This window comes from Flavobacterium sp. NLM (assembly GCF_002210235.1).
Taxonomy (GTDB): domain Bacteria; phylum Bacteroidota; class Bacteroidia; order Flavobacteriales; family Flavobacteriaceae; genus Flavobacterium; species Flavobacterium panici.
In genome coordinates, this window is record NZ_LIAC01000010.1 from 33605 (window position 1) to 58865 (window position 25261).

Sequence of the window (25261 nt, forward strand, 5' to 3'; positions counted from 1 at the left end):
ACCATATGAATTATGAAAAAATCAATTTTTATTTTATGCTTCATTTTTTTTAATTACACGGTTTCCAAAGCTTGTGACAAATGCGGAACTTACAATAATAGTGACTTTAAGATCAAATCGGCCACAATTACGCATAAAGCAGATTTAGGTATTACGGTTTGGGATATTAAAGTCGAAGGAACTGCCGGAAAAACAATGCCTAAACCTGTTGGACAATTAAACGGAGCGCCTGTTTTAGCTTACGTTTTTCCAACCACTTTAAAATCATCTGATATTGGTTTCGGTCAAGCCGAAGGAATCGTAGCACTTGCTCTGACATCACATCCTGATTTTGAAGATACTCCGCTTTGGGATGAAAATCTGGACGGAAATTATCTTAACGACGGATTGGTTTGGCATGCCCACTGGGTTCTTTTGGTTGAAGACAAGCGTGTTGCGGGCGGACTTTCGGTTAGAGAATTTACAAAAGGAGATCCTAATGTCATTTTACCTCCAACAAATCCCGGAATGGCAATGTATATGGACAGTCCCGGTTTTAATATCGTTTCTAAAGGAAATTCAATAAAAGTAATTGTTCCCAATTTTAGGATCAACAACAAAACAAATTTCAAGTTTGATGCTGTAAGCTGCTATATGGAAGTCAGTACTGGTGCCGGAGGTTCACATGAAGGAGAAGGAAAAAAGCCAATGCTGGGTGTTTACAAAGTTTATACCGTTGCCAGCGGAAATCTTTCACTTCCTTATTCTGTTAAATAAACTCGCTTTACAAAGTTTTTGCCCACGGGTCTAACGGATTAAACAGGTTTTCACTGGTTATTTTAATTCAATCGCATAGTTTTAATAAAACAGCGTAAACCTGTTTAATCCGTTAGAACGGTGGGCATATTCATATTTTTTTTGAGGAATTTTATTTTATTTTTGGTTATAAATTTGTTGCACAAAAAAGCGCCTTGAGATTATCAAGGCGCTTTGGTATTATTAAAGTTTTCAATTTGAAACTTGAAACCTCAAACTTGAAACAAATTTTACTCTTTTGGTTTAGTTAAGTAGTAAACCGGAATTCCTGTTACCATAATTAAAACTCCCCAACCACAAGTTGAGAACTTTGTGATTAATAATGAAACACAAATCGCCGCTGCTATTATAATATATAACATTGGTAAAAATGGATATCCAAAAGCTTTATAAGGTCTTTCTGCATCTGGCATTTTTTTACGTAAAATAAAGATTCCGTAGATTGTCAGGATATAGAAAATCAAAACAATAATAATTACGAAATCCAACAAATCACCGTATTTCCCAGTCAAACACAAAGCCGAAGCCCAGATACATTGTGCCCAAAGCGCCCATGCAGGAACGCTGGATTCATTTAAAACAGCAGCTTTTTTAAAGAACAAGCCATCTTTTGCCATTGTATAATAAACTCTCGCACCAGCCATAATTAATCCGTTGTTGCAGGCAAAAGTTGAAATCATAATCATGATTGCGATAATCAACGTTCCAATATTTCCGAAAATATATTGTGAAGCTACAACTGCCACACGATCCGATTTTGCTGTTGCGATTTCGTCTAGCGGAATTACAGCTAAATACATAATATTGGTTAAAACATAAATAATCGTTACGATAAAAGTTCCAAGAAATAAGCTGAAACCTACGTTACGTTTTGGGTTTTTAATTTCTCCGGCAATAAAAGTAACCCCGTTCCAGGCATCACTTGAAAATAATGATCCAACCATTGCGGCAGAAATCCCTGTAATTAAAGCTGTTCCGCCTATTGGCAGCCAAGAACCCGTTTCTTTATCAAACGAACGTGTATTCCATGCATCTGCCCAGTTGGCATCCCAAACCGAAGCTTTTGCTGCAAGCGTTAATCCAAAAACAATTAATCCCAGCAATGATAAAATTTTGATAATCGTAAGAACGGTTTGAAGAATTTTTCCGTTTTTAACCCCGCGGCTATTAATATAAGTCAGTAAAATAATCGTGAAAATCGATACTAACTGCGCAGCATTGAGTTTGAATGAACCAATTTCATAAAGTATATTTTCATCACTCAATGGTTCGTATAGATAAGCAGCAAATTTTGAGAAAGCAACTCCAACTGCTGCAATTGTTCCGGTTTGAATTACGGCGAAAAAACTCCAGCCGTACAAAAACGCAATTAATTTGTTGTAAGCTTCTTTTAAGTACACATATTGTCCTCCAGCTTTTGGGAACATAGCACTTAATTCGCCATAACTTACGGCTGCAATAATGGTAATTAATCCTGAAATCAGCCAAATTAAAGTAAGCCATCCGGCAGATCCTACTTGTCTGGCGATATCGGCACTTACAATAAATATTCCAGATCCAATCATAGAACCCACTACAAGCATGGTTCCGTCTAATAATCCTAGTTCTCTTTTAAAGTGTTCTTGGTTTTCTTCTTGCATTTTTTTGGTTTTTGGGTTGGTTAAAGATATACTTTTTTCTCAAATTTTAGATTTTCTGTTATAAATTTCAGGTTATTAAAAATATTTTGGGCGTATCCCTCCGGGGCAGGCTATCCACTTTATCTTTTATGGTGAACCCCACCATAAAAGGATGCCGTTTCTATCCCTTACGCAAACTTTTCCATAAGAACTTTTTCGAATAAAACTTCAATTACGGTTTTCCATAAAATATAACTTTTCGGACTATTTACATTTGAAAATCGAAAACTTAAAAAAATCAATAATAACATGGCTAGAATCATTTTACAAAACGACAATATAAATTTTAGCACAGATAAACAAACCATAACAAATGGCTTCATTAGCGATCGTGATCTTTTAAAAAAACGTTCAAAAAAATATCTTGATCTTATTGCCGGGTTAGATGCTAAAACATTGACTGAAACAAAAGGAATGGATGAGCTTATAAAAGCTATTCAGGAAGAATTTGGCACAGCTGAACTTTCTAATTTACCATTGGGAATTCTTTCTAAATGTTTCTTAGGACATCCGTATGAAGTACACACATTGGACTTAAGCGGAAGTCAAATCATCAAGCATTACAAGATTACCGAAACAATGGAAGCTGAATTCGAAAAAGCACGATCTGTTGCTAAACATAATGCTTATGCTATGGTTGAAATTTATAAAGACAAAATCATTTTAATCCGAGAAGACGGAACAGCAACAAAACTATAACATCAATAAACAAATAACTATGTCTCAACAAGTAATCTCATATGCAGACCTTTCGATTATAAATAGTGCGTTAAGGTCAATTAGTTCAGATATGAAAGGAGTTCATTCTGAATTAGGAACATTAAATTTCAAACAAGATCAATTAGAAAGTGAGTTGGTAAAACTAGCAGATTCATTTGCTGATTTTGTCGAAGCTGATATAAAACACAAATCATTACAGCTTGCAGAAACCCGCCAAGGAAATTTAAAACAAGACCTGCAAATCAAATTTGGTTATTATGCCGACGTTCGAAGAATGGCAACAGGTATACTACAAGGTGTTGATACAGGTGTAATAGGCGAAGATACTTTAAGATTTACAACCGAAGAAGTAATGATAAAAGCACCTGGATACTGGTTAGCACCTGCTTTAGTTTCTTTAACTGCCTGGATACGAAACGACAAAAGCACAACTGAAAAAGCTTTGAATGAAGCTTTAAAAAGAGATGATTACAAAACTACACTTTTCTTTATGATGGTCATGCGAAGATTGACAAGAAATGATGCAAGTTTGAAATGGCTTGAACGCTATTTTATGCATCAAAACCCACATAATCTTGATAGAGAATTTATCATCATTCTTGAAGCAGTTACTACAGGAGTATTCCCGCCAGCTGCAAGACAACTAATGATGGTAAACGTTAAAAACTGGCTTGACCAGCTTACACAAGGTGATCAATTTATAAATGAGCAAAAATCGCAATGGGTTAATTTTTTTGTTGCATTAGGCCCTTTATCTGAAGGCAAATATCCTTTATTAGAAAAATTTTCCAGCAATTGGAATTCACTTGAAAATTCCTTGAAAGAAGCCAAAATACATGATATTTTAAATACACATTTTAAAAATATCATTTCTTCTTCTGCTGATTTTTCAAAAGGGATTAAGGTACAATTAGATGAAATTTTATCTCTGCTTGTTACCAACTTTGATGATGAAGAGCTGCCATTACAAGAGCAAGTAAGGCTAAATCAACTTATTATTCAAATGGATGGAGACAAAAATGCTGCCCAATCTTTAATGGATGCTGAAAAACATATTTTTGATGAAAAGGTAGATTTTTTACAACTTTTGACAAATGCATCCTTTAACCCTGAATTGTCCGGAGCAACTAAAGTGACACAGGCTCTCGCAGTTTCAATAAGTCAGCCTTGGATATTAGAAGCATACGACACCTTTACTGCTCAAAGTAGAAATAATATTCCTCAATACATTGAACTTTCCATTGATGATTTTAAAGCTTCTACAAAAGATGGAAGCGAAGAAAATGAACTTTTAAAAGAACAAGAATCTTATTATGATAAAATTTTAGGAACAGAATTAGGCAAAATCTCTTTTCCTTATGCGGCTGTAATCATTGGAATATTAATTTGTTTTCTTGGCTTATGGGCTTTTAGTCTTCATGTAATAGTTGGAATTCTAGGTTGTGGTATTGGCGGCGTTATAATCTGGAATTCGGTTTCGACATACAAGAAAGCCAAAAATAGAGTTATTGAAAACGTAGAAGAGCGAAAACAAAAAGCAAAAGAAGTTTTAAGAGGCTGTATTGCCGAAATGGTTGACTATAGAATAGAACACACTTCAGAAGACAACAAGGCAGAACAAGTAAGAGATCTTATTTCATCCATTACTCCAGAAGATTTTTCAAGTGTATCACACGAAACAGCAAGAAGCATTATTTAATTTCAAAAAAATCAATCATGACAAAAATAATTTTAGATAATCATTCAGAAGAACCTGAAGATAAAATGCAAGAATTGAAAAAAGAAATCAGCATTAAACCAAATCTTTTTCAAGGCAGAACAGAAGCCGAATTACAGAACGCAAAATTCCCAGAATGGGATATTATACCTCCAAATCAATTCATTAATCCCAGAATTAAAGCTCAATGATAAAGGGCCCGACAACATATTCTGAATGGGTAAATTTACTTAATCAATTCGCAAATGGTGATGATTCAGTTTTAGATCAATTGAACAACGGAACATTTTTAATTGATGCCGGAACTGCAAATCGTTTCTATTCTAAAGTTGAAGAAGTATATAAAAAACGAAAACAAAATTGGCTGGATAAATTTCAAAGATCTTTTCAATTACAAAATCTTAAAACCGAGAATGACTTTGAAATTGCCTTAAGAAACGGAAAACAAAACCTTATTTTGCTGAACCATTTTATCAGTATAAAAGGCTTACCTGAAGATTTAAGAAAAACATTAAAAAAAGATCTGGAGGATTTTATTACTGAAATTAGAACGTCATTAAAAAAGAATAATTCTAACACTTCAAAAAATGAAAAAATGCTAATGTTACTGAATTCTTTTCAATTCAATACAATCTCTGCTGAAATCAAGTCAGATCAAAAAAATAATAGTGAAATAACCGCTTCAACGGGCAGAAAAATAATATTCTAGATGGCAAATAAATCAGAATTTAAAACTTCGCTTTTGCGAATGTTTAGAGCAAGAATACCTTTTATATCTATTAGAAGTATAGAGCGAGCAAGAGTGCTGGAAGTTATTCAACAATTAGCTGAAGAAATCAATATTCCTATTTATTATCATAATTTATCACAAGGAACTATTGATATAAAAACAAAAAAAAGTATCAACGATGATCGTTCAGTTGCCGGAGGTCTGGACTATGCCGTTCAAAATATTTCGCAAAGACAAAATTTGACATTTGTTTTTACTGAAGTAAGTGATATTGAAGATGATAATTTAGTTTCGAGACATCTTTATGATTGTGTAGTTCAAGCTATTGAAAGAGGCGGAAGTATTTGTTTAATTACTACTAAATCCATATGGCCTCAACTACAGCGATTAGGAATGACCATTACACTTGATGCTCCTAACGAAGAGGAAATGTTAGAAGTTGTTAAAGACTGTGTTACTCCTTATAAAAGCTCAATTCCGCTTGAATGGGACGAAACAGATTATAAAATGGCTGCGGCTATTTTAGCAAATATGACCAAAATAGAGGCCGAAAATGTTTTAGCAACTCAAATGGCGAAAGGTTCTTTAACCAAAGAAGATATTAAAGAATTAAGCAATGCCAAAGACAAATTATTTAGTGATATATCGGGTCTGGAAAAGGTAAAAATTGACTCTTCTACTCTATCAGTTGCAGGATTGACAGGATTACAACATTGGTTAGATAATCAAAAACAACTTTTAACAGCAGACTTAAAAGCAAGAAAAATGCGACCTCCAAGAGGAGTTTTACTTGTAGGAGTTCCTGGATGCGGTAAGTCTTTATCTGCCAAATTTATTGCTGCAAATTGGAACCTTCCATTATATCGTCTCGATCTTGCCGCTATTCAGGGACAATATCTTGGACAATCTGAAAACCGACTAAAAGAAGCGTTAGCATCTGCAGATAATGCCGCGCCTTGCGTATTGTGGATTGACGAAATTGAAAAGGGTCTTTCTGGTGCAACTGGGTCAAGTGATGGCGGGACCTCAACAAGAATGGTTGGGCAGTTTTTGTTTTGGCTGCAGGAAAGTATGGCAAAAGTTTTTGTAGTATCTACAGCAAATGACGTTAGTAAGTTGCCTCCTGAACTATTACGAAGAGGGCGTTTTGATGAGTTATTTTTTGTTGACTTACCCGGAGACATCGAAAGGAAAGATATTATAAATCTTTATATAAATCGTAATTTATTAACCCAGCCTTCACCAGATACATTAAATCAGCTTGTTGAAATTTCAGATGGATTCGCTGGCTCAGATATAGAAGGTGCGGTAAGAGATGTTGCCATTCAGGCTGTAATTCATGGAGACAATCTTGTAGATGATAATCTTTTTGAAAAATGTTTTAAAAACATTGTTCCACTAAGTAAAACTGCGCCAGAAAAAATTGAAGCAATTAGAATCTGGGGGCGAGAAAGAGCAGTGCCTGCATCTGGAGTTTCCTGGGAAACTTCATCTAATGACAGGATCACAGGAAAACGTTCTATTATTATTTAAATTGATTAACTTTTATTTCTAATATTCCTGTATTATAATACATTAAACTGCAAACATTTTTTGCAGTTTTTTTATTTTACACTATTAAACAAAAAATCATACTTTACTGTAACATTTATCTTCAAATAAAGTAATAATCAAATGGTGGTTTTAAATTTACAATTATTTAAAACAAACATAATATTTTAATTATCAATTATTTAAATATTAGATACAAAAATTAACAAGAAAAAAACAACCGCTTGTAAAAAGATTCATATTTTTTACTAAATTTGGTTAAAGACTCCATAAGTCTTAAAATTTAAGTATTTTTATTAACAATTGTTCATTTTTAATCTTTAAAATAGTGAGCCTCAAAACTATTATAAAGAAAGAAATATACAAGCTTGATTTAGACCGGATATTAATATTAACCTACTAATATGAAAATCATACACAAGATTCGATCTTTAAAGAGCTTTCGCCTGCCTAACGTTTTTATTTTAATTTTGATCGTTTTTATTTCATGTGCATTGCTAATTTGCATCAACTTTTTTACGATTAAAATATTATCTGCTAACAGGGCATATGTAAACGGAGAATCTCATTACTCTAAAGGACAAAAAGATGCTTCGCTCCATCTTATTACTTATTTATATAATAAAGATCCCAATCAGTATAAATTATATTTAGAAGAACTAAAAGTGCCTCAAGGCGACGGAATTGCCAGAAAAACACTTTTAAAGGCCGGCGACAACAAAGTAGCAAGGCAGGGTTTTACTATTGGTCGAAATCATAAGGATGATTTAGACGATCTTGTGTGGTTGTTTGTGAATTTTAAAAATGTTCCGTTTTTAGCAAAGGCTATTCATGAATGGGAAGAAGGAGATGCTTTAATCGAGAAACTATTTATCATTGGAACTCAGGTAAATGCTAAGATCCAGCATAACACCTTAACTGTTGCTGATCAAATAAAATTTCTTCATCAAATAAGCAGTATTAGTGCCAAACTTACTATTAATGAACGAAATTTTTCGAGTACGCTGGGAGAAGGAACTCGTAAAATCAAAAACCTACTCATTATTACTAATATTATTTTCACTTTAATAATCATTTTAAGCGTTTGCTCTTATTATTCGATAATGGTAAAACGTTTAATTGTTTCAAAAAAAGAAATTGAGGTTAAAAATGAAAATCTAATTTTAGCCAATAACGAGTTAGACCGTTTTGTATACAGCGCTTCGCATGATTTAAGATCGCCCATAACTTCTTTAAAAGGTTTGATTGAAATTACGCAGCTCGAAGATGATATTGATCAAATAAAAGATTATCTGCGGTTAATGTATCAGAGTCTTGCGAAACAAGATCAATTTATCAGCGATATTATTGACTATTCTAAAAATAAACGGAAACAAATTATAATGGAGCCTGTAAGTCTGCAGGAAATCTTTAATGAAGCCATTTCGCAATTAATGCATATTGAAAATGCCAGTAAAATAACTTTTACACAGGAATTATTAGTAGATCAAATTGAAAGTGACGGTTTGCGTTTAAAAATCATTATCAGCAATTTACTTTCTAACGCTATCAAGTATGCTGATAATACTAAACAGGAAATGTTTATTTCGATTAAAACTTATATTCATGAAGGTTTTAACAAAATTGAAGTATCTGATAATGGAATTGGAATTAATGACGATTGCAAGGATTATATTTTTGAAATGTATTTTGGAACCAACAAAAATAAAGGCTCAGGATTAGGACTCTATATCGTTAAAGAAGCAGTAGAAAATATTAAAGGAAATATTTCGGTATTTTCTGAAAGCAGTGTTGGGAGCAAATTTATCGTAACAATACCAACTTCATATGGAGCTTAAACCTTCGTTTCTCTTAATTGAAGACAATTTAATTGATCAGCTTGTTACCAGAAAACTGCTGAAAAAAGTTTTGGATATAGATCAGGTTTTTGTTGCTAATAATGGCCTTGAAGGCTTACAGTGGATTATTAAAAATAAAAAAATCTGCCACTCTTTAATTATCTTATTAGATATTCAAATGCCAATAATGAATGGCTTTGAATTTCTGGATATATTCGAAACACTAAATGAAGAAATTAAAAACGAAATTCTGATTTTCGTAATGTCTTCCACTCTAGATCAGGAAGAAATTAAGCGTATAAAAGATAACATATATGTGAAGGATTTTTTAACTAAACCCTTTCCAATTGAAGAATTAAAAAAGCAGCTTACCAGCTATTTCTTATTCTAGAATACGGTTTATTTGTGAAAAGGCTCTTTGGTAATAAGCTTCTTTAGTTGAAGAAATCATAACACCTCCATGGGTCGAAGAATGCACAAATTTGATTTCACCATCAGTATTTTCAACTACCATTCCAACATGATTAATTTGGCGTCTTCCGTTAGTTTTAAAGAAAATTAAATCTCCCTTTTGTGCTTCTGTAGTAGCTACTTTTGTTCCGATGCGAGATTGCTCGATGGAACTTCTTGGTAGTTTTATATCAAAATTTCCGAAGGTGCAGAACATCAAACCAGAACAGTCAAAACCTGCTTTTGTAGTTCCGCCAGAACGGTAACGGGTTCCTATATTTTCTGTAGCGTTTAGAATTAATTGATCAATTAAATCAGAATGATTCCCATTATAAACAAAAGTTGAATCCTTTTTTATTACTGTATTATCTGCAATTTGAGTTGCAGGTGCAGTCGTTTGGTTTTCTAATTGAGGTACAGGAGAACTTATTGAGCCAGCAGCATCTGCTTTTTCTTTGGTTGTCCTTATTTTTAAAACGTATCCAACTGGAAGTTTTCCTTTAATAAACGGATTTTGGCGTTCTAATTCTTTTACCGTTATTCCGTATTTCTTGGCTATTGCATATTTTGTTTCTTTTGGCTGTACCTCAACGACAATATCAACATCTGTTACCGGAGTACTTTCAGGTTTTTCAGCAGTCTGAGTTTGAGACACAACAGGAGTATCTTTTATATTTTGATCTGTTTTTCCTCCAGAAGGACGAATTTTCAACATGTAACCAACTCCTAAATTCCCTTTAATAAAAGGGTTTTGACGTTCTAATTCTTCAACCGTTATTCCGTATTTCTTGGCTATTGAAAATTTTGTTTCTTTGGGCTGCACTTCAACTACAATTTCTCCGTCTTCTGCCGGAATAATTTCTGGCTTTCCTTCATTGATTTTAACTGTATTTTCTGAAACTGCCTGAGCTTTTGACGGAATATTAAGCTGCTGTCCTATTTTTAAACCTTCTGTTTCTAACGTTGGATTTGCTTTTTTCAATTCATCAACGGAAACATTGTATTTTTTAGCGATTCCCCAAAGTGTTTCTTTTTGTAAAACCTCATGTGAACCAGGGGTATTATTAGCAATTGTTTGAGGAGTATTTTGTGAAGGTTTTGCGTTTTTATTCGGAATTAATAAAATCGAATTGAGTTTTAAAACTTTAGGTGCATCTGGATTTGCTTCTTTAATATCTTTAGCTTTTAATCCGTATTTTTTAGCAATTACAGTAAGGTTTTCTCCTTTTGAGATTTTATGTTTGATAAATTTTTCCTGAGAAAAAGCTCCAACACTAAAAAAAAACAATACTATAATTAATCTAAAAACCATATTTACCTATTAAAGTTTATTACTCCTTTTTTTTAAGTTTAGATAATATTTTAAACTTAAAAGGCGCGAATATATTACCTAAAAAGGCGAATTTAACTCATTCAAGCACAAAAACCATTTTTTTTAACAATTAATTTACTTCAAATTAACAAGAAAAACTCAGCCTTAACCTTAACTTCTAGTCTATCTGACAATTACATTTTTTCTTCTTAATTGTAATTTTTAATATAATTTTCATTTTGAAACCTGATGCCCTAGCCCAGATGGAAGCAACATCCTTTTTATTTTTTCTTTAAAAATAAAAAGATATAGCGGACAACTCGATTAGCTCCTAATAAAAAACGCCCTGTTTACACAGAGCGTCTTTGGTATATAATAAATCTTTAAAGATTAAGCTTTTCCAGCTGCAATTAAGTTTAATGCAGAACCTGCAACGAACCATCCAATTTGTCCGGCGTTGTAAGTATGGTTTGCTAAGATTATATCTTTTGTACCATCTGCATGAACAAATTCTAACGTTAATGGTTTTCCCGGAGCAAACTCTGTTAAATCAGTAAAATTGATTGTATCATTTTCCTGAATTTTATCGTAATCTGCTTCGTTTGCAAAAGTTAATCCTAAAAGACCTTGTTTTTTAAGGTTTGTTTCGTGGATACGAGCAAAAGATTTTACTAATACTGCTTTAACACCTAAGAAACGAGGTTCCATAGCCGCATGCTCACGAGATGAACCTTCACCATAGTTGTGATCTCCCACAACGATAGACGGAACTCCAGCTGCTTTGTAAGCACGTGCAACTGCAGGAACAGCATCATATTCTCCAGTTAATTGATTTTTAACTGAGTTTGTTTTTTGGTTATAAGCATTTACAGCCCCAATCAACATATTGTTAGAAATATTATCTAAGTGTCCGCGGAAACGCAACCATGGTCCAGCCATAGAAATATGGTCTGTTGTACATTTTCCGAAGGCTTTGATTAACAATTTAGCGCCTGTAATGTTTTTTCCATCCCAAGCATCAAACGGAGCTAATAATTGCAAACGCTCTGAAGCAGGATTTACCACAACCTGAACACCTGAACCATCTGCTGCCGGAGCCTGAAAACCTGGATCTTCGGCATAGAAACCTTTAGAAGGAAGCTCGTCTCCTGTTGGAGCATCAAGCATTACTTCTTCACCATCTTCGTTGATTAATGTATCTGTTAATGGATTAAATCCTAAATCACCAGCGATTGCCATTGCAGTTACCAATTCTGGAGAACCAACAAAAGCTAATGTATTAGGGTTACCGTCTGCACGTTTTGAGAAGTTACGATTGAAAGAGTGAACGATTGTGTTTCTTTCTTCTTTTTCTGCCCCTTCTCTATCCCACATACCAATACAAGGGCCACAGGCGTTGGCAAAAACAGTAGCTCCAATTTTATGGAATGTATCAATAAAACCGTCTCTTTCGATTGTTGAACGAACTACTTCAGAACCCGGAGTAATGGTAAATTCGGCTTTTGTTTTTAAATTTTTATCTGCAACTTGTCTTGCTAAAGATGCTGCACGAGAAATATCTTCATAAGATGAGTTTGTACAAGAACCAATTAAACCAACCTGAATTTGTAACGGCCAGTTGTTTTTGATTGCTTCTTCTTTCATTTTAGAAATTGGAGTAGCTAAATCTGGCGTAAAAGGACCGTTTAAGTGTGGCTCTAATTGAGATAAATTGATTTCGATAACCTGATCAAAATATTTTTCCGGGTTTGCGTAAACTTCTGGATCTCCTGTTAAGTATGAAGCCACTTTATCTGCAGCTTCAGCAACATCAGCTCTGTTTGTAGAACGCAGGTAACGACTCATAGAATCATCATAACCAAAAGTTGAAGTTGTAGCTCCAATTTCAGCACCCATATTACAAATAGTTCCTTTACCAGTACACGACATAGAAGTTGCACCTTCTCCAAAATATTCAACGATTGCACCTGTTCCTCCTTTTACAGTAAGAATACCGGCAACTTTAAGGATAACATCTTTTGGAGCTGTCCATCCTGATAATTTACCAGTTAATTTAACTCCAATTAGTTTAGGAAATTTAAGTTCCCAAGCCATACCCGACATAACGTCTACGGCATCGGCTCCACCAACACCAATGGCAACCATTCCTAAACCACCTGCATTTACAGTGTGAGAATCGGTACCAATCATCATTCCTCCAGGGAAAGCATAATTCTCCAATACTACTTGGTGAATAATTCCGGCTCCCGGTTTCCAGAAACCAATTCCGTATTTATTAGAAACCGACGATAAGAAATCGAAAACTTCGTTACTTTGTGTTTTTGCTCTGGCCAAATCGGTTGCAGCGTCTACTTTTGCCTGAATCAAGTGATCGCAGTGAACAGTTGTAGGTACAGCCACTTTAGATTTTCCAGCATGCATAAATTGCAATAATGCCATTTGAGCCGTTGCATCCTGACATGCTACACGATCTGGTGCAAAATCAACATAATCAACTCCTCTTCCAAATGCCTTTGTTGGATCTCCATCCCAAAGGTGATTGTATAAAATTTTCTCCGTTAAAGTAAGTGGACGACCAACAATCTCGCGTGCTTTGTCAACACGACCCGGCATGTTCTCATACACTTTTTTAATCATTTCAATATCAAAAGCCATAAGTTATAATTGTTTTTGTTTTTTTTATTTTGAACATGACAAGTTACAAAAAATAGAAGTGCCAGAAAAGAAAAAGCCCGAGTTTATCACTCGGGCTTTTAAAATATTAATAATCGTAAGATTACATTACTAACGATTTATTTGAAGGGGCAAATTTAGTTAAGTTGATACCGTCTACAGCCGTTGTATATTCAGCTAATGTTGGAGTTCTACCTAAAATTGTAGATAAAACTACAACCGGAGTTGAAGAAAGTAATGACTCTCCTTTTTTACCATCAGCATCTTCTACTACTCTTCCTTGGAAAAGACGAGTTGAAGTTGCCATTACTGTATCACCTTTTGCTGCTTTTTCCTGGTTACCCATACAAAGGTTACATCCCGGACGCTCTAAGTATAACATGTTTTCATATTCTGTACGTGCTGCACCTTTTGGAGCATTATCGTCGAATTCGAAACCTGAGTATTTTTGTAAAACTTCCCAGTCACCTTCTGCCTTAAGCTCATCTACGATATTATAGGTAGGCGGCGCAACAACTAGTGGAGCGTTGAATTCAACTTTACCATTTTGTGCTTCTACGTTTTTCAACATTTGAGCAAGGATTTTCATATCTCCTTTGTGAACCATACAAGATCCGATAAATCCTAGATCTACTTTTTTCACTCCTCCGTAAAAAGAAAGAGGTCTGATAGTATCGTGAGTATATCTTTTAGAAACGTCAACGTTATTTACGTCTGGATCGGCGATCATTGGCTCAGAAATTTGATCTAAATCAACTACAACTTCAGCATAATATTTAGCATTTGCATCTGGAGTTAAAGCTGGTTTCTCTGCTGATTTAATTTCTGAGATTCTCTTATCTGCTTTGTTAATTAACCCTTGAAGAACGTGTTTCTCATTATCCATACCTTTATCGATCATGATCTGGATTCTGCCTTTTGCAATTTCCAATGATTCGATTAAAGTATCATCTTCAGAAATACAAATAGAAGCTTTTGCTTTCATTTCTGCAGTCCAGTCTGTAAATGTAAAGGCCTGGTCAGCAGTAAGTGTTCCAATGTGAACTTCAATAATTCTACCTTGGAAAACATTTTCTCCACCAAATTGGTGAAGCATTTGCGCTTGTGTAGCATGAACCACATCACGGAAATCCATGTAGCCTTTCATATCCCCTTTAAATGTCACTTTTACAGATTCCGGAATTGGCATTGAAGCCTCACCAGTAGCAAGAGCAAGAGCAACAGTTCCTGAGTCAGCACCAAAAGCAACACCTTTTGACATTCTTGTATGAGAGTCACCACCAATAATGATAGCCCACTCATCAATAGTAATATCGTTAAGTACTTTATGGATAACGTCTGTCATTGCATGATAAACACCTTTTGGGTCACGAGCTGTGATCAAACCAAAATCGTTCATGAATTTCATCAATTTTGGAATGTTTGCCTGCGCTTTTTTATCCCAAACCGAAGCCGTGTGACAACCTGATTGGTATGCACCGTCAACGATTGGTGAAATTACGGTAGCTGCCATAGACTCTAATTCCTGAGCAGTCATAAGACCTGTAGTATCTTGCGAACCTACAATGTTAACTTCTACACGAACGTCAGAACCAGCGTGTAATACTTTACCTGCAGGTACACCAACAGCGTTTCTGTTAAAGATTTTTTCTACAGCTGTAAGCCCTTGTCCTTCAATAGAAATTTCTTTTGATGGAGCAAATACAAGAGGAGCTTCAACATCTAAAATTTTTGCTGCTAATGTTTGAAGTTTTTTACCAAACACGATAGCGTATGAACCACCAGCTTTAATGAATTCCATTTTTTGAGGCGTAAATGCCTTAGAAATATCAATTAATTCCTGATCGCCATTATAAAGTTTTTTCTCTTTAATATTGATTGTTAAAACTGTACCTGTTTCAACAGAATAGGTTTGTTCTAAAATTGGTTCGTCGTTTTCATTACGTAAAACGTTACCATTTGCATCTACCTTTTTAACCCAGTTTTTAAGGTCTAAACCAATACCACCGGTAACATCTACAGTTGTTAGGAAAATTGGAGAAATTCCGTTTGTTCCACCAACAATTGGAGCGATATTAACGAATGGAATATATGGACTTGCTTGTTTTCCTGTCCAAAGAGCCACGTTATTTACACCTGACATTCTAGAAGATCCTACTCCCATTGTTCCTTTTTCAGCGATCAACATTACGCTTTTATCAGGATGTTGTGCTTGTAAAGCTTTAATTTCTTGCTGTGCCTGAGGCGTAATCATACATTGACCGTGAAGTTCACGATCTGAACGCGAGTGCGCCTGATTACCAGGAGAAAGTAAATCTGTTGAGATATCACCTTCACCAGCAATAAAAGTAACCACTTTAATTTCGTCAGCTACTTCTGGAAGTTTTGTAAAAAACTCAGCCTGTGCATAACTTTCAAGGATTTCTTTTGCAACTGCATTATTGTTTTTGAATGCCTCTATTAAACGGTCTGTGTCTGCTTCATAAAGGAAAACTTGTGTTTTAAGAACTTTAGCCGCTTCTTTTGCAATAGCAACATCATTTCCTAAAGCTAAATCCAGCAAAACTTTTATAGAAGGTCCGCCTTTCATATGTGATAATAATTCAAAAGCAAAGGCTGGTGTAATTTCTTTTACTACAGCTTGCCCAAGAATAATTTCTTTTAAAAACTTGGCTTTTTCACCAGCAGCACTTGTTGTCCCCGGTAAAGTATTGTAAATGAAAAATTTAAGAGAATCTTCTCTGTACTCGTTATCTAAATCTTTAATTTGTGCAATAATTTCGCTTAATAATTCAGCGCTATCGATTGGTTTTGGGTGAAGTCCCTGATTTTTACGTTCTTCAATCTCTTGGATATAATCCTTATAAATATTCATAATTAAGGCAGATTTATTTTTTTGTTCGCAAATTTAATCATTAATGCGGATAATTAAAAATAATATAATAGAAGTCGCCTTTTCAAAAATTATTATTGTTAAAAAACGATTTTCACTGCTTGTTTTTGTCAAAATATCAATTTTGTATTAAAAAAATGAATTATTGATATTTTAAAATCTTTTCTTTAACAAAGTCGAAATTAGACGTTATAAAGTAAGTGAGATTTTACGTCTATTTTCGCAAAGAATAGTTCTAAATAAATAATTATAACGTTATAGTTGCGATTTTTGACGTCTGTTTTTAGTCTTTTTCCCTAGTTAAAGTTTTATCAAATTTCACATTAAAAAAAAGCACCTAAAATATTTGTAATTCAATTTTTCTTTTAACTTTGCAATTCAAAGTTCTTTCAAAAACACAAAACTATGAAATACAAATTAGAAAATGCGAACGATTACATTAATCAAATTGGAGTTGGCTTTAGCATCTTCACCAGTTTATTCAGTGGCTTTTTTTTATTGATTTTATTATTAAATGAAAACACTAAATTTTTCGGTGCCGGAGCATTGGGCACTCTTACATTGATAATGGAGTTTATTTACGGAGTTACCGTTACATTTCTTATTCTTAGAAAAAGGGAAAAATATCTTCATTTAACTCCTTTTCTTATACTTAACTGGTTTATTGGATGTTTTTGCCTAAATACTTTTGTTCCTATATTTGAAGATCTTCCGTTCTGGGTTTACCTTATCTCTTTGCTCTTTTTTATTAGTAATTTTTTCATTTACCAAAAACCACAAGAAAATAATTTTACTCTTTCTGTCTTTTTTATAAATGGGTTATCTTATAGTTTAATATTGTATTTCACATTCTTTCTATTACCCCTTACACCTTTTGCCTTCGTCGGAATTTTATTATTAGGAATTGGTTTTTATGCATTAGTCCCTTTACTAGTTTCCATTATTCACATAGCAACTATAGCTCGTTATTTTCAGGAAAACAGAAGACATTTGATTTCATTCAGCGCAGGTTTTGGATTCATTTTAGTTCTCTTATTTTCTTTTGTTGTAATTCTTGACAGAGAAAGCAGGCTTATTAATGTTAGACGTCCTATCAGTTCTTTTACTTCAAATGAAGATTTACCTAATTATATTAAAATATCACAAAGTCTTGAGCCTAACTTTTTTAATGAAATTTTACTTAAAAAAGACATCGTTTATACTGGCCCTGAAAAGTACTTTGATTATGATCTTGGTTCTTTTGGAATTGAACAATTTAACGAAAGAAAAGTCCACAATCCTTTTATTACAATAGCTTATATTTTCTGTGAAGATCTTAATCTGAGTCAAGACGACCGTATTAATATTCTTAAATCTAATTTTGACAAACGATTAGAAACCGAAGAACATTTATGGAGTGGTGAAGATTTGATTACCAAAGACATCAAAGAAGATGTGAAATTATATCAAGACAGCAGGCTTGCTTATACAGAAATCACCATGAATATTGCCTGTGAAAAAGATACATGGAGAGATCAGGAAGCTATTTATTATTTCCAGCTTCCTGAAGGTTCTGTTGCAACTTCACTTTCATTATGGGTAAACGGTATTGAAAGAAAAGGAGTTTTAACGACAAAAGAGAAAGCTGAAAAAGCATACAAACAAATTGTTGGTGCAGAAAGTCGCGATCCATCTTTAATGCAATGGCGAGAAGGAAACAAAGTTGTTGTGAGGGTTTTTCCTGTAAACTATAAAACACCAAGAACTTTTAAATGCGGCTTCACTACTCCTTTAAAAGTTGAAGATAATAAATTGAAATACGAAAGCCTTTCTATTAAAGGTCCAAATATTTCAAATGCTTCTACAATTTCAAGAATCCAGATGACAGGAAAAAGTGATGTAGAGACAAGTAAGAATTTTAAACTGCAAAATAATTTCTATATCAATAAATCAAAAGGTCTTGATGATTGGGAGGCAATAATACCTTTGAGCAAAATATCGAAGTTAAATTCTTTTGCCTGGAAGGATAAAATATATGAGGTAAAAGAGAGTCAAAAAGTAAATATTCCTTTTAATGCTTCAGAAGTTATTTTAGATTTGAACAGCAGCTGGACTTTAAACGAAATAGAATCATTTGTAAACGTAAAAGGAAAAGAATTTTATGTGTATGATGACAAGGAGAAAAAAGCAATAAATAAAGAAAACTTCGAAACTGTTTTTCTAGATTTCAAATACTTGCATTATTCTTTATTACCCTTATATACAATCAAACATAATAGTTTGATTATAACCAAATCCGGAAATTTTTCTGCAAATTTTGAAGAACTTAAGGAATCTGAATATTTAAAAAAGATTCGAAGTCAGACTAAATCACAAAATCTGAAAGTTATTAATATTTCCGGAGACATTAATCCGTTTTGGCAGACTGTAAAAGAGCAAAAATATGTAGATTTTTATCAGACAAATTTCAGAAATAGTTTAAAAATGCTGGAAGGAAATTATTTCATTAAGTATAAAACTGCTGATAATGTGGTTAATATTGAACCTTCAAACATTTCGATTCAGGAAAAACCAAAAGACAGTATTTCTAAAAGTAATGGCCCAAATCATATTTACAGAATGTATGCTTTTGGGAAAGTTCTTGAGGAACAAATTAAAATTCAAAACGATACCTTAAGTGCTAATAAATATGTAACACTTGCAAAAGATGCCAATATTGTTACTCCAATTTCGTCTTTAATTGTTTTGGAAACTGATGCCGATTATGAAAATAACGGAATTGAGAAAAATGAGGATACTCTTGGAAACGCTTCGATTAAAAATGACGGTGCAGTTCCGGAACCTCACGAATGGGTAATGATTATTATTGGCCTGACTACACTTTTATTTTACTATCAAAGAAACAAAAAACAAAAAGCTTAGTGAAAGTTTTACTGCAGTCACACGCCAAATTAATTGCTATTCTTGCTATAATCATGCTCTTAGTTCTAAACTATAGTATTGTATCAACAGGATTAGACAATAATTTTTTTGGCGTTATATTTTCTATTTTCCTATTTCTTTATGCAGGAAGAAAAACTGCTTTAAAGATTAGTTATCCGCTGCTTGGATTAATTTTTTTATTAGAATTTATAAGCTTCAGACTGCATACAAAGTCGTTGCATTTTCATGCTCTTTTGTTATTTGGATGTTTTGTTTATTACAGCTTTACCCAAAAGTTTTCTTTTATCGCTTTTATCTGTCTCTTTTTGTTTTCGTCAGTTTTTGATCAGTTATTCAATTATTTAACTGTCGAAATAAAACAGACGCTTTGTTACGGAGTGTATTTAACATTAAAAAATTTCATTCCGATAACTAAAATTGAAGGCGTTAATTTTTATATCAATAATGCAAAAGTTTCGATAGATACCGCTTGTATGGGTTTGTCAATGTTTAAAACGGGATTATTATTCGGAGCTTTTTTATTGACTCTAGAAGAACGTAAAAACCAAAAGTATTTCAACATTCTGCAAATTTTATTGTTTTGCTGTATAATAGTAGTTCTGAATATTATCTCCAATTATTTCAGAATCATTACTTTAGTTTTATTCAATTGCACCGAAGAAAATATACTGCATCACACTATTGGAATTATGTGTTTTGTATTTTATCAAATTGTTCCTCTTTTATTTCTAATTCGTTTTTTTCATCCTAAAAAAGAAAGCATAACCAGCAATTCATTTTTGCCAAAACTTTTGCCAATGATAATTGCGACCGGAATATTGTTTATTACTAGTTTAGAGCTTAAAAAGGAACAAAACTATTCGCTGTTAGAAAATCTCAATCCTAATTATAATATTAAAAAAGGGGTTTGGATCAATAATGAAGTTTTTAAGATTGCAGTGCCAGAAACTTTAATTTATATCAAAACACCAATTCACAAACCTTTAATTTGCTGGACAGGAAACGGATATAAAATCATTGAGTCTAAAGAAATCATGAGAAGCAACGAAAAAATATGGCTCACAAAATTAGAAAAGAATAATATTAGATATTTCTCTTATTGGTGGTACGAATATGACAATAAAAAATATACTTCGCTTACAGAAGTTTTACTGCTAAAACTTTTTCACAACAAAACGGTACGGTTGATAAACGAAACGAGTATTAAAGAACTGAATTAAAAAAGAGCTGCCCCAAAAGTCGAGGCAACTCATTTACTTAGAATTATTTTGTTAGTTTTTAGCGACTTATTGTCCACGTTTTGATATCCTATTTATCATTCCATAGGAATGTTTCGTAGGTAGAAAAAAAAATAAAGATCAGCCAAATTTGCGTTCCGTAGGAACGCTTGATAGGTCTGATTATTAAAAAACAATGTCAATCAAACATTCCTAGGAACGTAATCCATTATGCCAATATAATTTTCTACCAATGAAATGTTCCTACAGAACAAGGAAATATGTAAAATAAAAAAAGGCTGTCTCAACTTTTGAAACAGCCTTTTTTTAGATATATCTTACATCAGCTTTTTAATAATAACTTCTTCCGTTATTCCTTCAGCGTCTGCTTTGTAGTTTTTAATAATTCTGTGGCGTAAAATTCCGGTTGCCACTGCTTTTACATCTTCAATATCCGGCGAAAATTTACCATTGAAAGCTGCGTGGGCTTTTGCTGCCAAAATCAAGTTTTGCGAAGCTCTCGGTCCTGCTCCCCAATCCAGATAATTTTTAACAAAATCATTTGACAAAGCATTATCAGGACGTGTTTTACTTACCAGAGTTACTGCATATTCAATAACATTATCGGCAACAGGAATTCTTCTTATTAAATGTTGGAAATCAATAATTTCCTGCGCTGTAAATAATGGGCTTATTTCTACTTTATTATCAGATGTAGTTTGTTTTACAACTTTTACTTCTTCTTCAAAAGTTGGATATTCTAATTTAATCGCAAACATAAAACGGTCTAATTGTGCTTCCGGCAAAGGATAAGTTCCTTCCTGCTCAATTGGGTTTTGTGTTGCCAGTACAAAATAAGGTAAATCTAATTTATAGTTTTGTCCTGCAATTGTAACCGAACGTTCCTGCATTGCTTCCAATAAAGCTGCCTGCGTTTTTGGCGGCGTTCTGTTGATCTCATCAGCCAAAATGATATTAGAAAAAATTGGCCCTTTTATGAATTTAAAATGTCTGTTTTCATCTAAAATTTCACTTCCTAAAATATCCGAAGGCATTAAATCCGGTGTGAACTGAATTCTTTTAAAATCTAAACCTAAAGCTTGAGATAAAGTATTAATCATTAAAGTTTTTGCCAAACCAGGAACTCCTATTAAAAGAGCGTGTCCTCCAGAAAATATACAAAGTAAAATTTGGTCAACAACGGCATCCTGCCCTACAATGATTTTTGCTATTTCGTTTTTTAATTCGTTGCGTTTCTGAACTAAGTTATGAATTGCTGTTACGTCAGACATTTATGAATGTATTTTAAATTAAAAAGAGTTAGTTGAATGAATTCATAAAACTAACTCTTTTTCTTTATTTAATAAAAATTATTTTTTCAACCAGTTATTAGCAAACGTACAATCTCTGTACTCTCCAATAATTTTGATATATGTATCTTTAATTTTAGTATCAAACCATTTTGCAATTGCGTTGATTTGTTTTTCTTTTAAAGCTAATTCTTTAATTTTTGTATAATCTTTAGCGTAGTCAGCAGTATGCTCGTCGATTCTGTTTGTAACAGTGATCAGCTTATACGTTTTCTTTCCTTTATCATCCGTATTTAAAAGCGGCTGAGAAACTTCATCATCTTTTAAATTTGAAACCTGACCGTATAAAGTTGGATCCATTTTAGTTAATTCAAAACGAGTATCCTGAGTATTTGGATTTATTAAAGTTCCTCCGTTTGCTCTGGTTTCCTTTTCGTCAGATTCTGTTCTTGCAGCCTCTGCAAAAGTAATTTGCTTGCTTACAATTTTCTCTCTAATATTTGCTGCTCTTTCTTTAGCTTCTTTCAAAGCACTTTCAGAAACAACCGGAGCAATTAAAATATGTCTTAATTCAACTTCCTGTCCTTTTATTTTGTCAACCATTATAATATGGAAACCAAAAGTAGTTTCAAATGGCTGCGAAATTTCACCTTCCTGCAAACTAAATGCTACGTCTTTAAATTCTTTTACGAAAGGCGTTTTACGTGTCATTTTATAGTAACCTCCATTTGGTGCAGATCCCGGATCCTGAGAGTACAAAACTGCTTTTGTAGCAAAACTTGAACCTTCTAAAACATCTTGTCTAATAGCGTTTAATCTATCTTTAACTTTCTGTTTATCTTCATTAGAAACTTTAGGTTCAGTAACAATCTGCGCTACTTCCATTTCAGCTCCAAAAGTTGGTAATTCATCTTTAGGGATTTTTTTAAAGAAATTACGAACTTCCTCTGGAGTAATCTCTACATCTTTTACAATTTTATCTCTCATTTCTGAGGCTAATTTTTGCTCTTTTAAGATGTCCGCAAAATACGTTTTAAATTCTTCTACAGAACTCTTTTTATAGTATTCTACTACTTTATTGATATCTCCAACTTGTTGAATCATATAATTCAAACGCTCTTCCATCATCCCTCTAACTTCAGCATCACTTACAATAATACTATCCTGAATGGCCTGGTGCGCGTATAATTTATCTTCTAAAAGTTTACCAAGCATTTGGCATCTTGTAATATCTTTAGTATTACCACCCTGGCTTGCAATCTCTAAATAACCTTTATCAATATCAGAATCTAAAACAATATAATCTCCAACCGTAGCAATGATACCGTCAATTTTTTGTTTACCGTGTACAGTTTCTACCGGCTTTTCGGCTACAACATCCTTAATAATTTCCTGTGCTGAAATTATTGAGTTGAAAAAAAATAAAAAACACATTGTTAAGACTACCTTATAATCAATTGTTTTTAGTTGCAATTTTTTTAATGACATTATTTTAAATTTAATTTTTGGATGTAAAGATCTGTATTCTAAAATTTAACTGGCTATTATTTATTTTCAAAAACGATTCTGAAAAACTAAATAATGAACTTCTGTTTTCTTTTATAAAACGAACAAAAATAACAATTCAATTACATAATACAACTATCAGCCATAGTATTAACAAAAAATTATGTGGATCGTATTTAAATTCACGATAAGAAGTTTAATTCTCCAATCTTTTTCTTTTTCAAAAAGCTCTTAACTCAAAAAGAGTCAAAATAATTCTAATTGATTTTCAAGCCTCTAAAAAAAAGTTTTAAACACTACAACGTTTTCGTTGTAAAACTATTTTCCTACAAAAACAAATCGAATCAAAAAACCCTTACTTTAGGTGCGTTATTAATAATTTATGGCGGCAAAAAATAAGAATATCTTGTTTTTGAAGTCTTAAAATTAGCAATTTCAAACTTTATTAATTTAACCTTAACCACAATCTATTATGAAAAAACCTATTGTAAGATTATTTTTTCTTACTGCAATTACAACCTTTTTGTATTCTTGTACAAATGAAACGAATGATGTTGACGCTAAAGCAGAAAGTCAGCAATTTAAAATTATCAACGTGACTCACCACGATGGTAAACCTTTTAGCACCGGAGCTTCTTTATCTTCCCCTACAGGAAAATATGTAGATAATCCTGGTGGCGGCGTAATGATGCAGGCTTTTTATTGGGATGTTCCTGCTGGTGGAAACTGGTGGAATACCGTAAAAGGAAAAGTGACTGCCTGGGGAAATGCCGGAATTGGCTCTATCTGGCTTCCACCCGCTTCTAAAGCTCAAAATGGAGCATTTTCTATGGGATATGATCCAACGGATTATTTTGATTTTGGAGATTACAATCAAAATGGAAGTACCGAAACTCGTTTTGGTTCTAAAACAGAATTAGTAAGCCTAATAACGTCTGCTCACACAGAAAACATAAAAGTGTATGCCGATATCGTAATTAATCACAACAGCGGCGGTCAATCTGAAGCAAATCCGTATACAGGCACCAGCACGTGGACAAATTTCAGCGGTGTTGCTTCTGGAAAATTTACACGTAATTATAATGACTTCTATAAAAACAGCTACGGAAATAATGATGAAGGCGCTTTTGGCGGTTTCCCTGATTTATGCCATGCAAATCCTCATGTTCAGGACTGGCTTTGGCTGAGAGCTGACGGAGTTGGTAAATATTACAAAAATACCATGAAGTTTGACGGCTGGAGATTTGACTACGTAAAAGGATTTGGCGCGTGGGTTGTAAATTCATGGAACGCTAATGTAGGCGGTTTTTCGGTTGGAGAATTATGGGATTCAAACGTAAATGTATTAAATGACTGGGCAAACGCTGCTAACAGCTCTGTTTTTGACTTTGCTTGTTATTACAAAATGAACGACGCTTTTGACGGTAATAATCTGGCGCTTTTAAATGATGATATGATGTGGAAAAGAAATCCGTACAAAGCGGTGACTTTTGTAACGAATCATGATACAGATGAAATTTGGAGCAAAATGCTGGCGTATTCTTATATTTTAACTCACGAAGGTTATCCAACAATTTTCTATAGAGATTATGAAGAATGGCTGGATAAAGCGAAATTAAACAACTTGATCTGGATTCACAACAATAAAGCAACAGGTACAACTTCTATTTTATATTCTGATAATGATGAATATGTAGCAAGAAGAAACGGTTATAACGGAAATCCGGGGTTAGTAGTTTACATCAATAATTCGGACGCTTGGCAGGAAAGATGGATTCAAACCAATTGGGCTAATACGCAGATTAAAGATTTTACAGGGAATTCAACCTGGTATCCAACAACTCAGGCAGATAAATGGGTAAAAATTCAATGTCCGCCAAAAGGATATTCTGTTTGGTCAATTAACCAATAATTTATTTTTCAATATCAATGTAAGGCTGTTTTTAAA

At 33.3% G+C, this 25261-nt stretch carries 17 protein-coding genes; 11 read left to right on the forward strand and 6 right to left on the reverse strand.

Annotated elements, in window-relative coordinates; genetic code table 11:
- Positions 1-12: 12 nt before the first annotated feature.
- On the forward strand, positions 13-756 hold the full coding sequence (locus APR43_RS13430) for a hypothetical protein (protein ID WP_053472283.1): 744 nt from the start codon (positions 13-15) through the stop codon (positions 754-756).
- 269 nt (positions 757-1025) lie between these two features.
- Here APR43_RS13430 and APR43_RS13435 read toward each other — a convergent pair whose 3' ends face one another.
- A complete protein-coding gene (locus APR43_RS13435; RefSeq protein ID WP_053472284.1) occupies positions 1026-2435 on the reverse strand; it encodes an APC family permease in 1410 nt (469 codons plus the stop codon).
- A gap of 288 nt (positions 2436-2723) precedes the next feature.
- On the opposite strand from APR43_RS13435, the gene APR43_RS13440 reads away from it, so the two are divergent.
- The 7 genes from APR43_RS13440 (at position 2724) to APR43_RS13470 (ending at position 9421) form a co-directional block, all read left to right on the forward strand.
- A complete protein-coding gene (locus APR43_RS13440; RefSeq protein ID WP_053472285.1) occupies positions 2724-3173 on the forward strand; it encodes a hypothetical protein in 450 nt (149 codons plus the stop codon).
- Between the two features lie 19 nt (positions 3174-3192).
- Positions 3193-4893, forward strand: coding sequence for a hypothetical protein (locus APR43_RS13445; protein WP_123924578.1), 1701 nt, complete (start codon positions 3193-3195; stop codon positions 4891-4893).
- 17 nt (positions 4894-4910) lie between these two features.
- On the forward strand, positions 4911-5102 hold the full coding sequence (locus tag APR43_RS13450; protein ID WP_053472287.1) for a hypothetical protein: 192 nt from the start codon (positions 4911-4913) through the stop codon (positions 5100-5102).
- Positions 5099-5620 (forward strand): hypothetical protein, encoded by a 522-nt coding sequence (locus APR43_RS13455; RefSeq protein WP_053472288.1) that lies wholly within the window; start codon positions 5099-5101, stop codon positions 5618-5620. Before APR43_RS13450 ends, APR43_RS13455 begins: the two co-directional genes overlap by 4 nt.
- Positions 5621-7174, forward strand: a complete 1554-nt coding sequence (locus tag APR43_RS13460) for an ATP-binding protein (protein ID WP_053472289.1) — start codon at positions 5621-5623, stop codon at positions 7172-7174.
- A gap of 422 nt (positions 7175-7596) precedes the next feature.
- Entirely contained in the window at positions 7597-9030 is a 1434-nt protein-coding gene (locus APR43_RS13465; RefSeq protein WP_053472290.1) for a sensor histidine kinase, read from the forward strand.
- Positions 9020-9421, forward strand: a complete 402-nt coding sequence (locus tag APR43_RS13470) for a response regulator (protein WP_053472291.1) — start codon at positions 9020-9022, stop codon at positions 9419-9421. Before APR43_RS13465 ends, APR43_RS13470 begins: the two co-directional genes overlap by 11 nt.
- Here the strand turns inward: APR43_RS13470 and APR43_RS13475 are convergent.
- From APR43_RS13475 to APR43_RS13485, 3 genes are all read right to left on the reverse strand, one after another.
- Positions 9413-10792: a LysM peptidoglycan-binding domain-containing protein gene (locus tag APR43_RS13475; RefSeq protein ID WP_082356429.1), complete on the reverse strand. Its 1380-nt coding sequence runs from the start codon at positions 10790-10792 to the stop codon at positions 9413-9415. The genes APR43_RS13470 and APR43_RS13475 overlap by 9 nt on opposite strands.
- A gap of 390 nt (positions 10793-11182) precedes the next feature.
- Positions 11183-13447 (reverse strand): aconitate hydratase, encoded by a 2265-nt coding sequence (locus tag APR43_RS13480; RefSeq protein WP_053472293.1) that lies wholly within the window; start codon positions 13445-13447, stop codon positions 11183-11185.
- Between the two features lie 121 nt (positions 13448-13568).
- Positions 13569-16340, reverse strand: coding sequence for a bifunctional aconitate hydratase 2/2-methylisocitrate dehydratase (locus tag APR43_RS13485; RefSeq protein WP_053472294.1), 2772 nt, complete (start codon positions 16338-16340; stop codon positions 13569-13571).
- A gap of 423 nt (positions 16341-16763) precedes the next feature.
- Between APR43_RS13485 and APR43_RS13490 the strand changes: the two genes are divergently transcribed.
- Both APR43_RS13490 and xrtN read left to right on the forward strand, forming a co-directional pair.
- Positions 16764-19259 (forward strand): XrtN system VIT domain-containing protein, encoded by a 2496-nt coding sequence (locus APR43_RS13490; protein WP_053472295.1) that lies wholly within the window; start codon positions 16764-16766, stop codon positions 19257-19259.
- A complete protein-coding gene (xrtN, locus tag APR43_RS13495; protein ID WP_053472296.1) occupies positions 19259-20500 on the forward strand; it encodes an exosortase N in 1242 nt (413 codons plus the stop codon). Before APR43_RS13490 ends, xrtN begins: the two co-directional genes overlap by 1 nt.
- A gap of 335 nt (positions 20501-20835) precedes the next feature.
- Here xrtN and APR43_RS13500 read toward each other — a convergent pair whose 3' ends face one another.
- Together APR43_RS13500 and APR43_RS13505 are read right to left on the reverse strand one after the other, a co-directional pair.
- A complete protein-coding gene (locus APR43_RS13500; protein ID WP_053472297.1) occupies positions 20836-21789 on the reverse strand; it encodes an AAA family ATPase in 954 nt (317 codons plus the stop codon).
- 78 nt (positions 21790-21867) lie between these two features.
- Entirely contained in the window at positions 21868-23295 is a 1428-nt protein-coding gene (locus APR43_RS13505) for a peptidylprolyl isomerase (protein ID WP_053472298.1), read from the reverse strand.
- A 490-nt stretch (positions 23296-23785) separates the two neighbouring features.
- On the opposite strand from APR43_RS13505, the gene APR43_RS13510 reads away from it, so the two are divergent.
- Positions 23786-25225 (forward strand): alpha-amylase, encoded by a 1440-nt coding sequence (locus APR43_RS13510; RefSeq protein WP_053472299.1) that lies wholly within the window; start codon positions 23786-23788, stop codon positions 25223-25225.
- The last annotated feature ends 36 nt before the right edge of the window (positions 25226-25261 follow it).

Coding starts and splice junctions, on each gene's coding strand:
- APR43_RS13475 (WP_082356429.1), bottom strand. CDS start 10,792: ATGGTTTTTAGATTAATTATAGTATTGTTTTTTTTTAGTGTTGGAGCT.
- APR43_RS13445 (WP_123924578.1), top strand. CDS start 3,193: ATGTCTCAACAAGTAATCTCATATGCAGACCTTTCGATTATAAATAGT.
- APR43_RS13465 (WP_053472290.1), top strand. CDS start 7,597: ATGAAAATCATACACAAGATTCGATCTTTAAAGAGCTTTCGCCTGCCT.
- APR43_RS13500 (WP_053472297.1), bottom strand. CDS start 21,789: ATGTCTGACGTAACAGCAATTCATAACTTAGTTCAGAAACGCAACGAA.
- APR43_RS13430 (WP_053472283.1), top strand. CDS start 13: ATGAAAAAATCAATTTTTATTTTATGCTTCATTTTTTTTAATTACACG.
- APR43_RS13450 (WP_053472287.1), top strand. CDS start 4,911: ATGACAAAAATAATTTTAGATAATCATTCAGAAGAACCTGAAGATAAA.
- APR43_RS13470 (WP_053472291.1), top strand. CDS start 9,020: ATGGAGCTTAAACCTTCGTTTCTCTTAATTGAAGACAATTTAATTGAT.
- APR43_RS13435 (WP_053472284.1), bottom strand. CDS start 2,435: ATGCAAGAAGAAAACCAAGAACACTTTAAAAGAGAACTAGGATTATTA.
- APR43_RS13455 (WP_053472288.1), top strand. CDS start 5,099: ATGATAAAGGGCCCGACAACATATTCTGAATGGGTAAATTTACTTAAT.
- APR43_RS13440 (WP_053472285.1), top strand. CDS start 2,724: ATGGCTAGAATCATTTTACAAAACGACAATATAAATTTTAGCACAGAT.
- APR43_RS13480 (WP_053472293.1), bottom strand. CDS start 13,447: ATGGCTTTTGATATTGAAATGATTAAAAAAGTGTATGAGAACATGCCG.
- APR43_RS13460 (WP_053472289.1), top strand. CDS start 5,621: ATGGCAAATAAATCAGAATTTAAAACTTCGCTTTTGCGAATGTTTAGA.
- APR43_RS13505 (WP_053472298.1), bottom strand. CDS start 23,295: ATGTCATTAAAAAAATTGCAACTAAAAACAATTGATTATAAGGTAGTC.
- APR43_RS13490 (WP_053472295.1), top strand. CDS start 16,764: ATGAAATACAAATTAGAAAATGCGAACGATTACATTAATCAAATTGGA.
- APR43_RS13510 (WP_053472299.1), top strand. CDS start 23,786: ATGAAAAAACCTATTGTAAGATTATTTTTTCTTACTGCAATTACAACC.
- APR43_RS13485 (WP_053472294.1), bottom strand. CDS start 16,340: ATGAATATTTATAAGGATTATATCCAAGAGATTGAAGAACGTAAAAAT.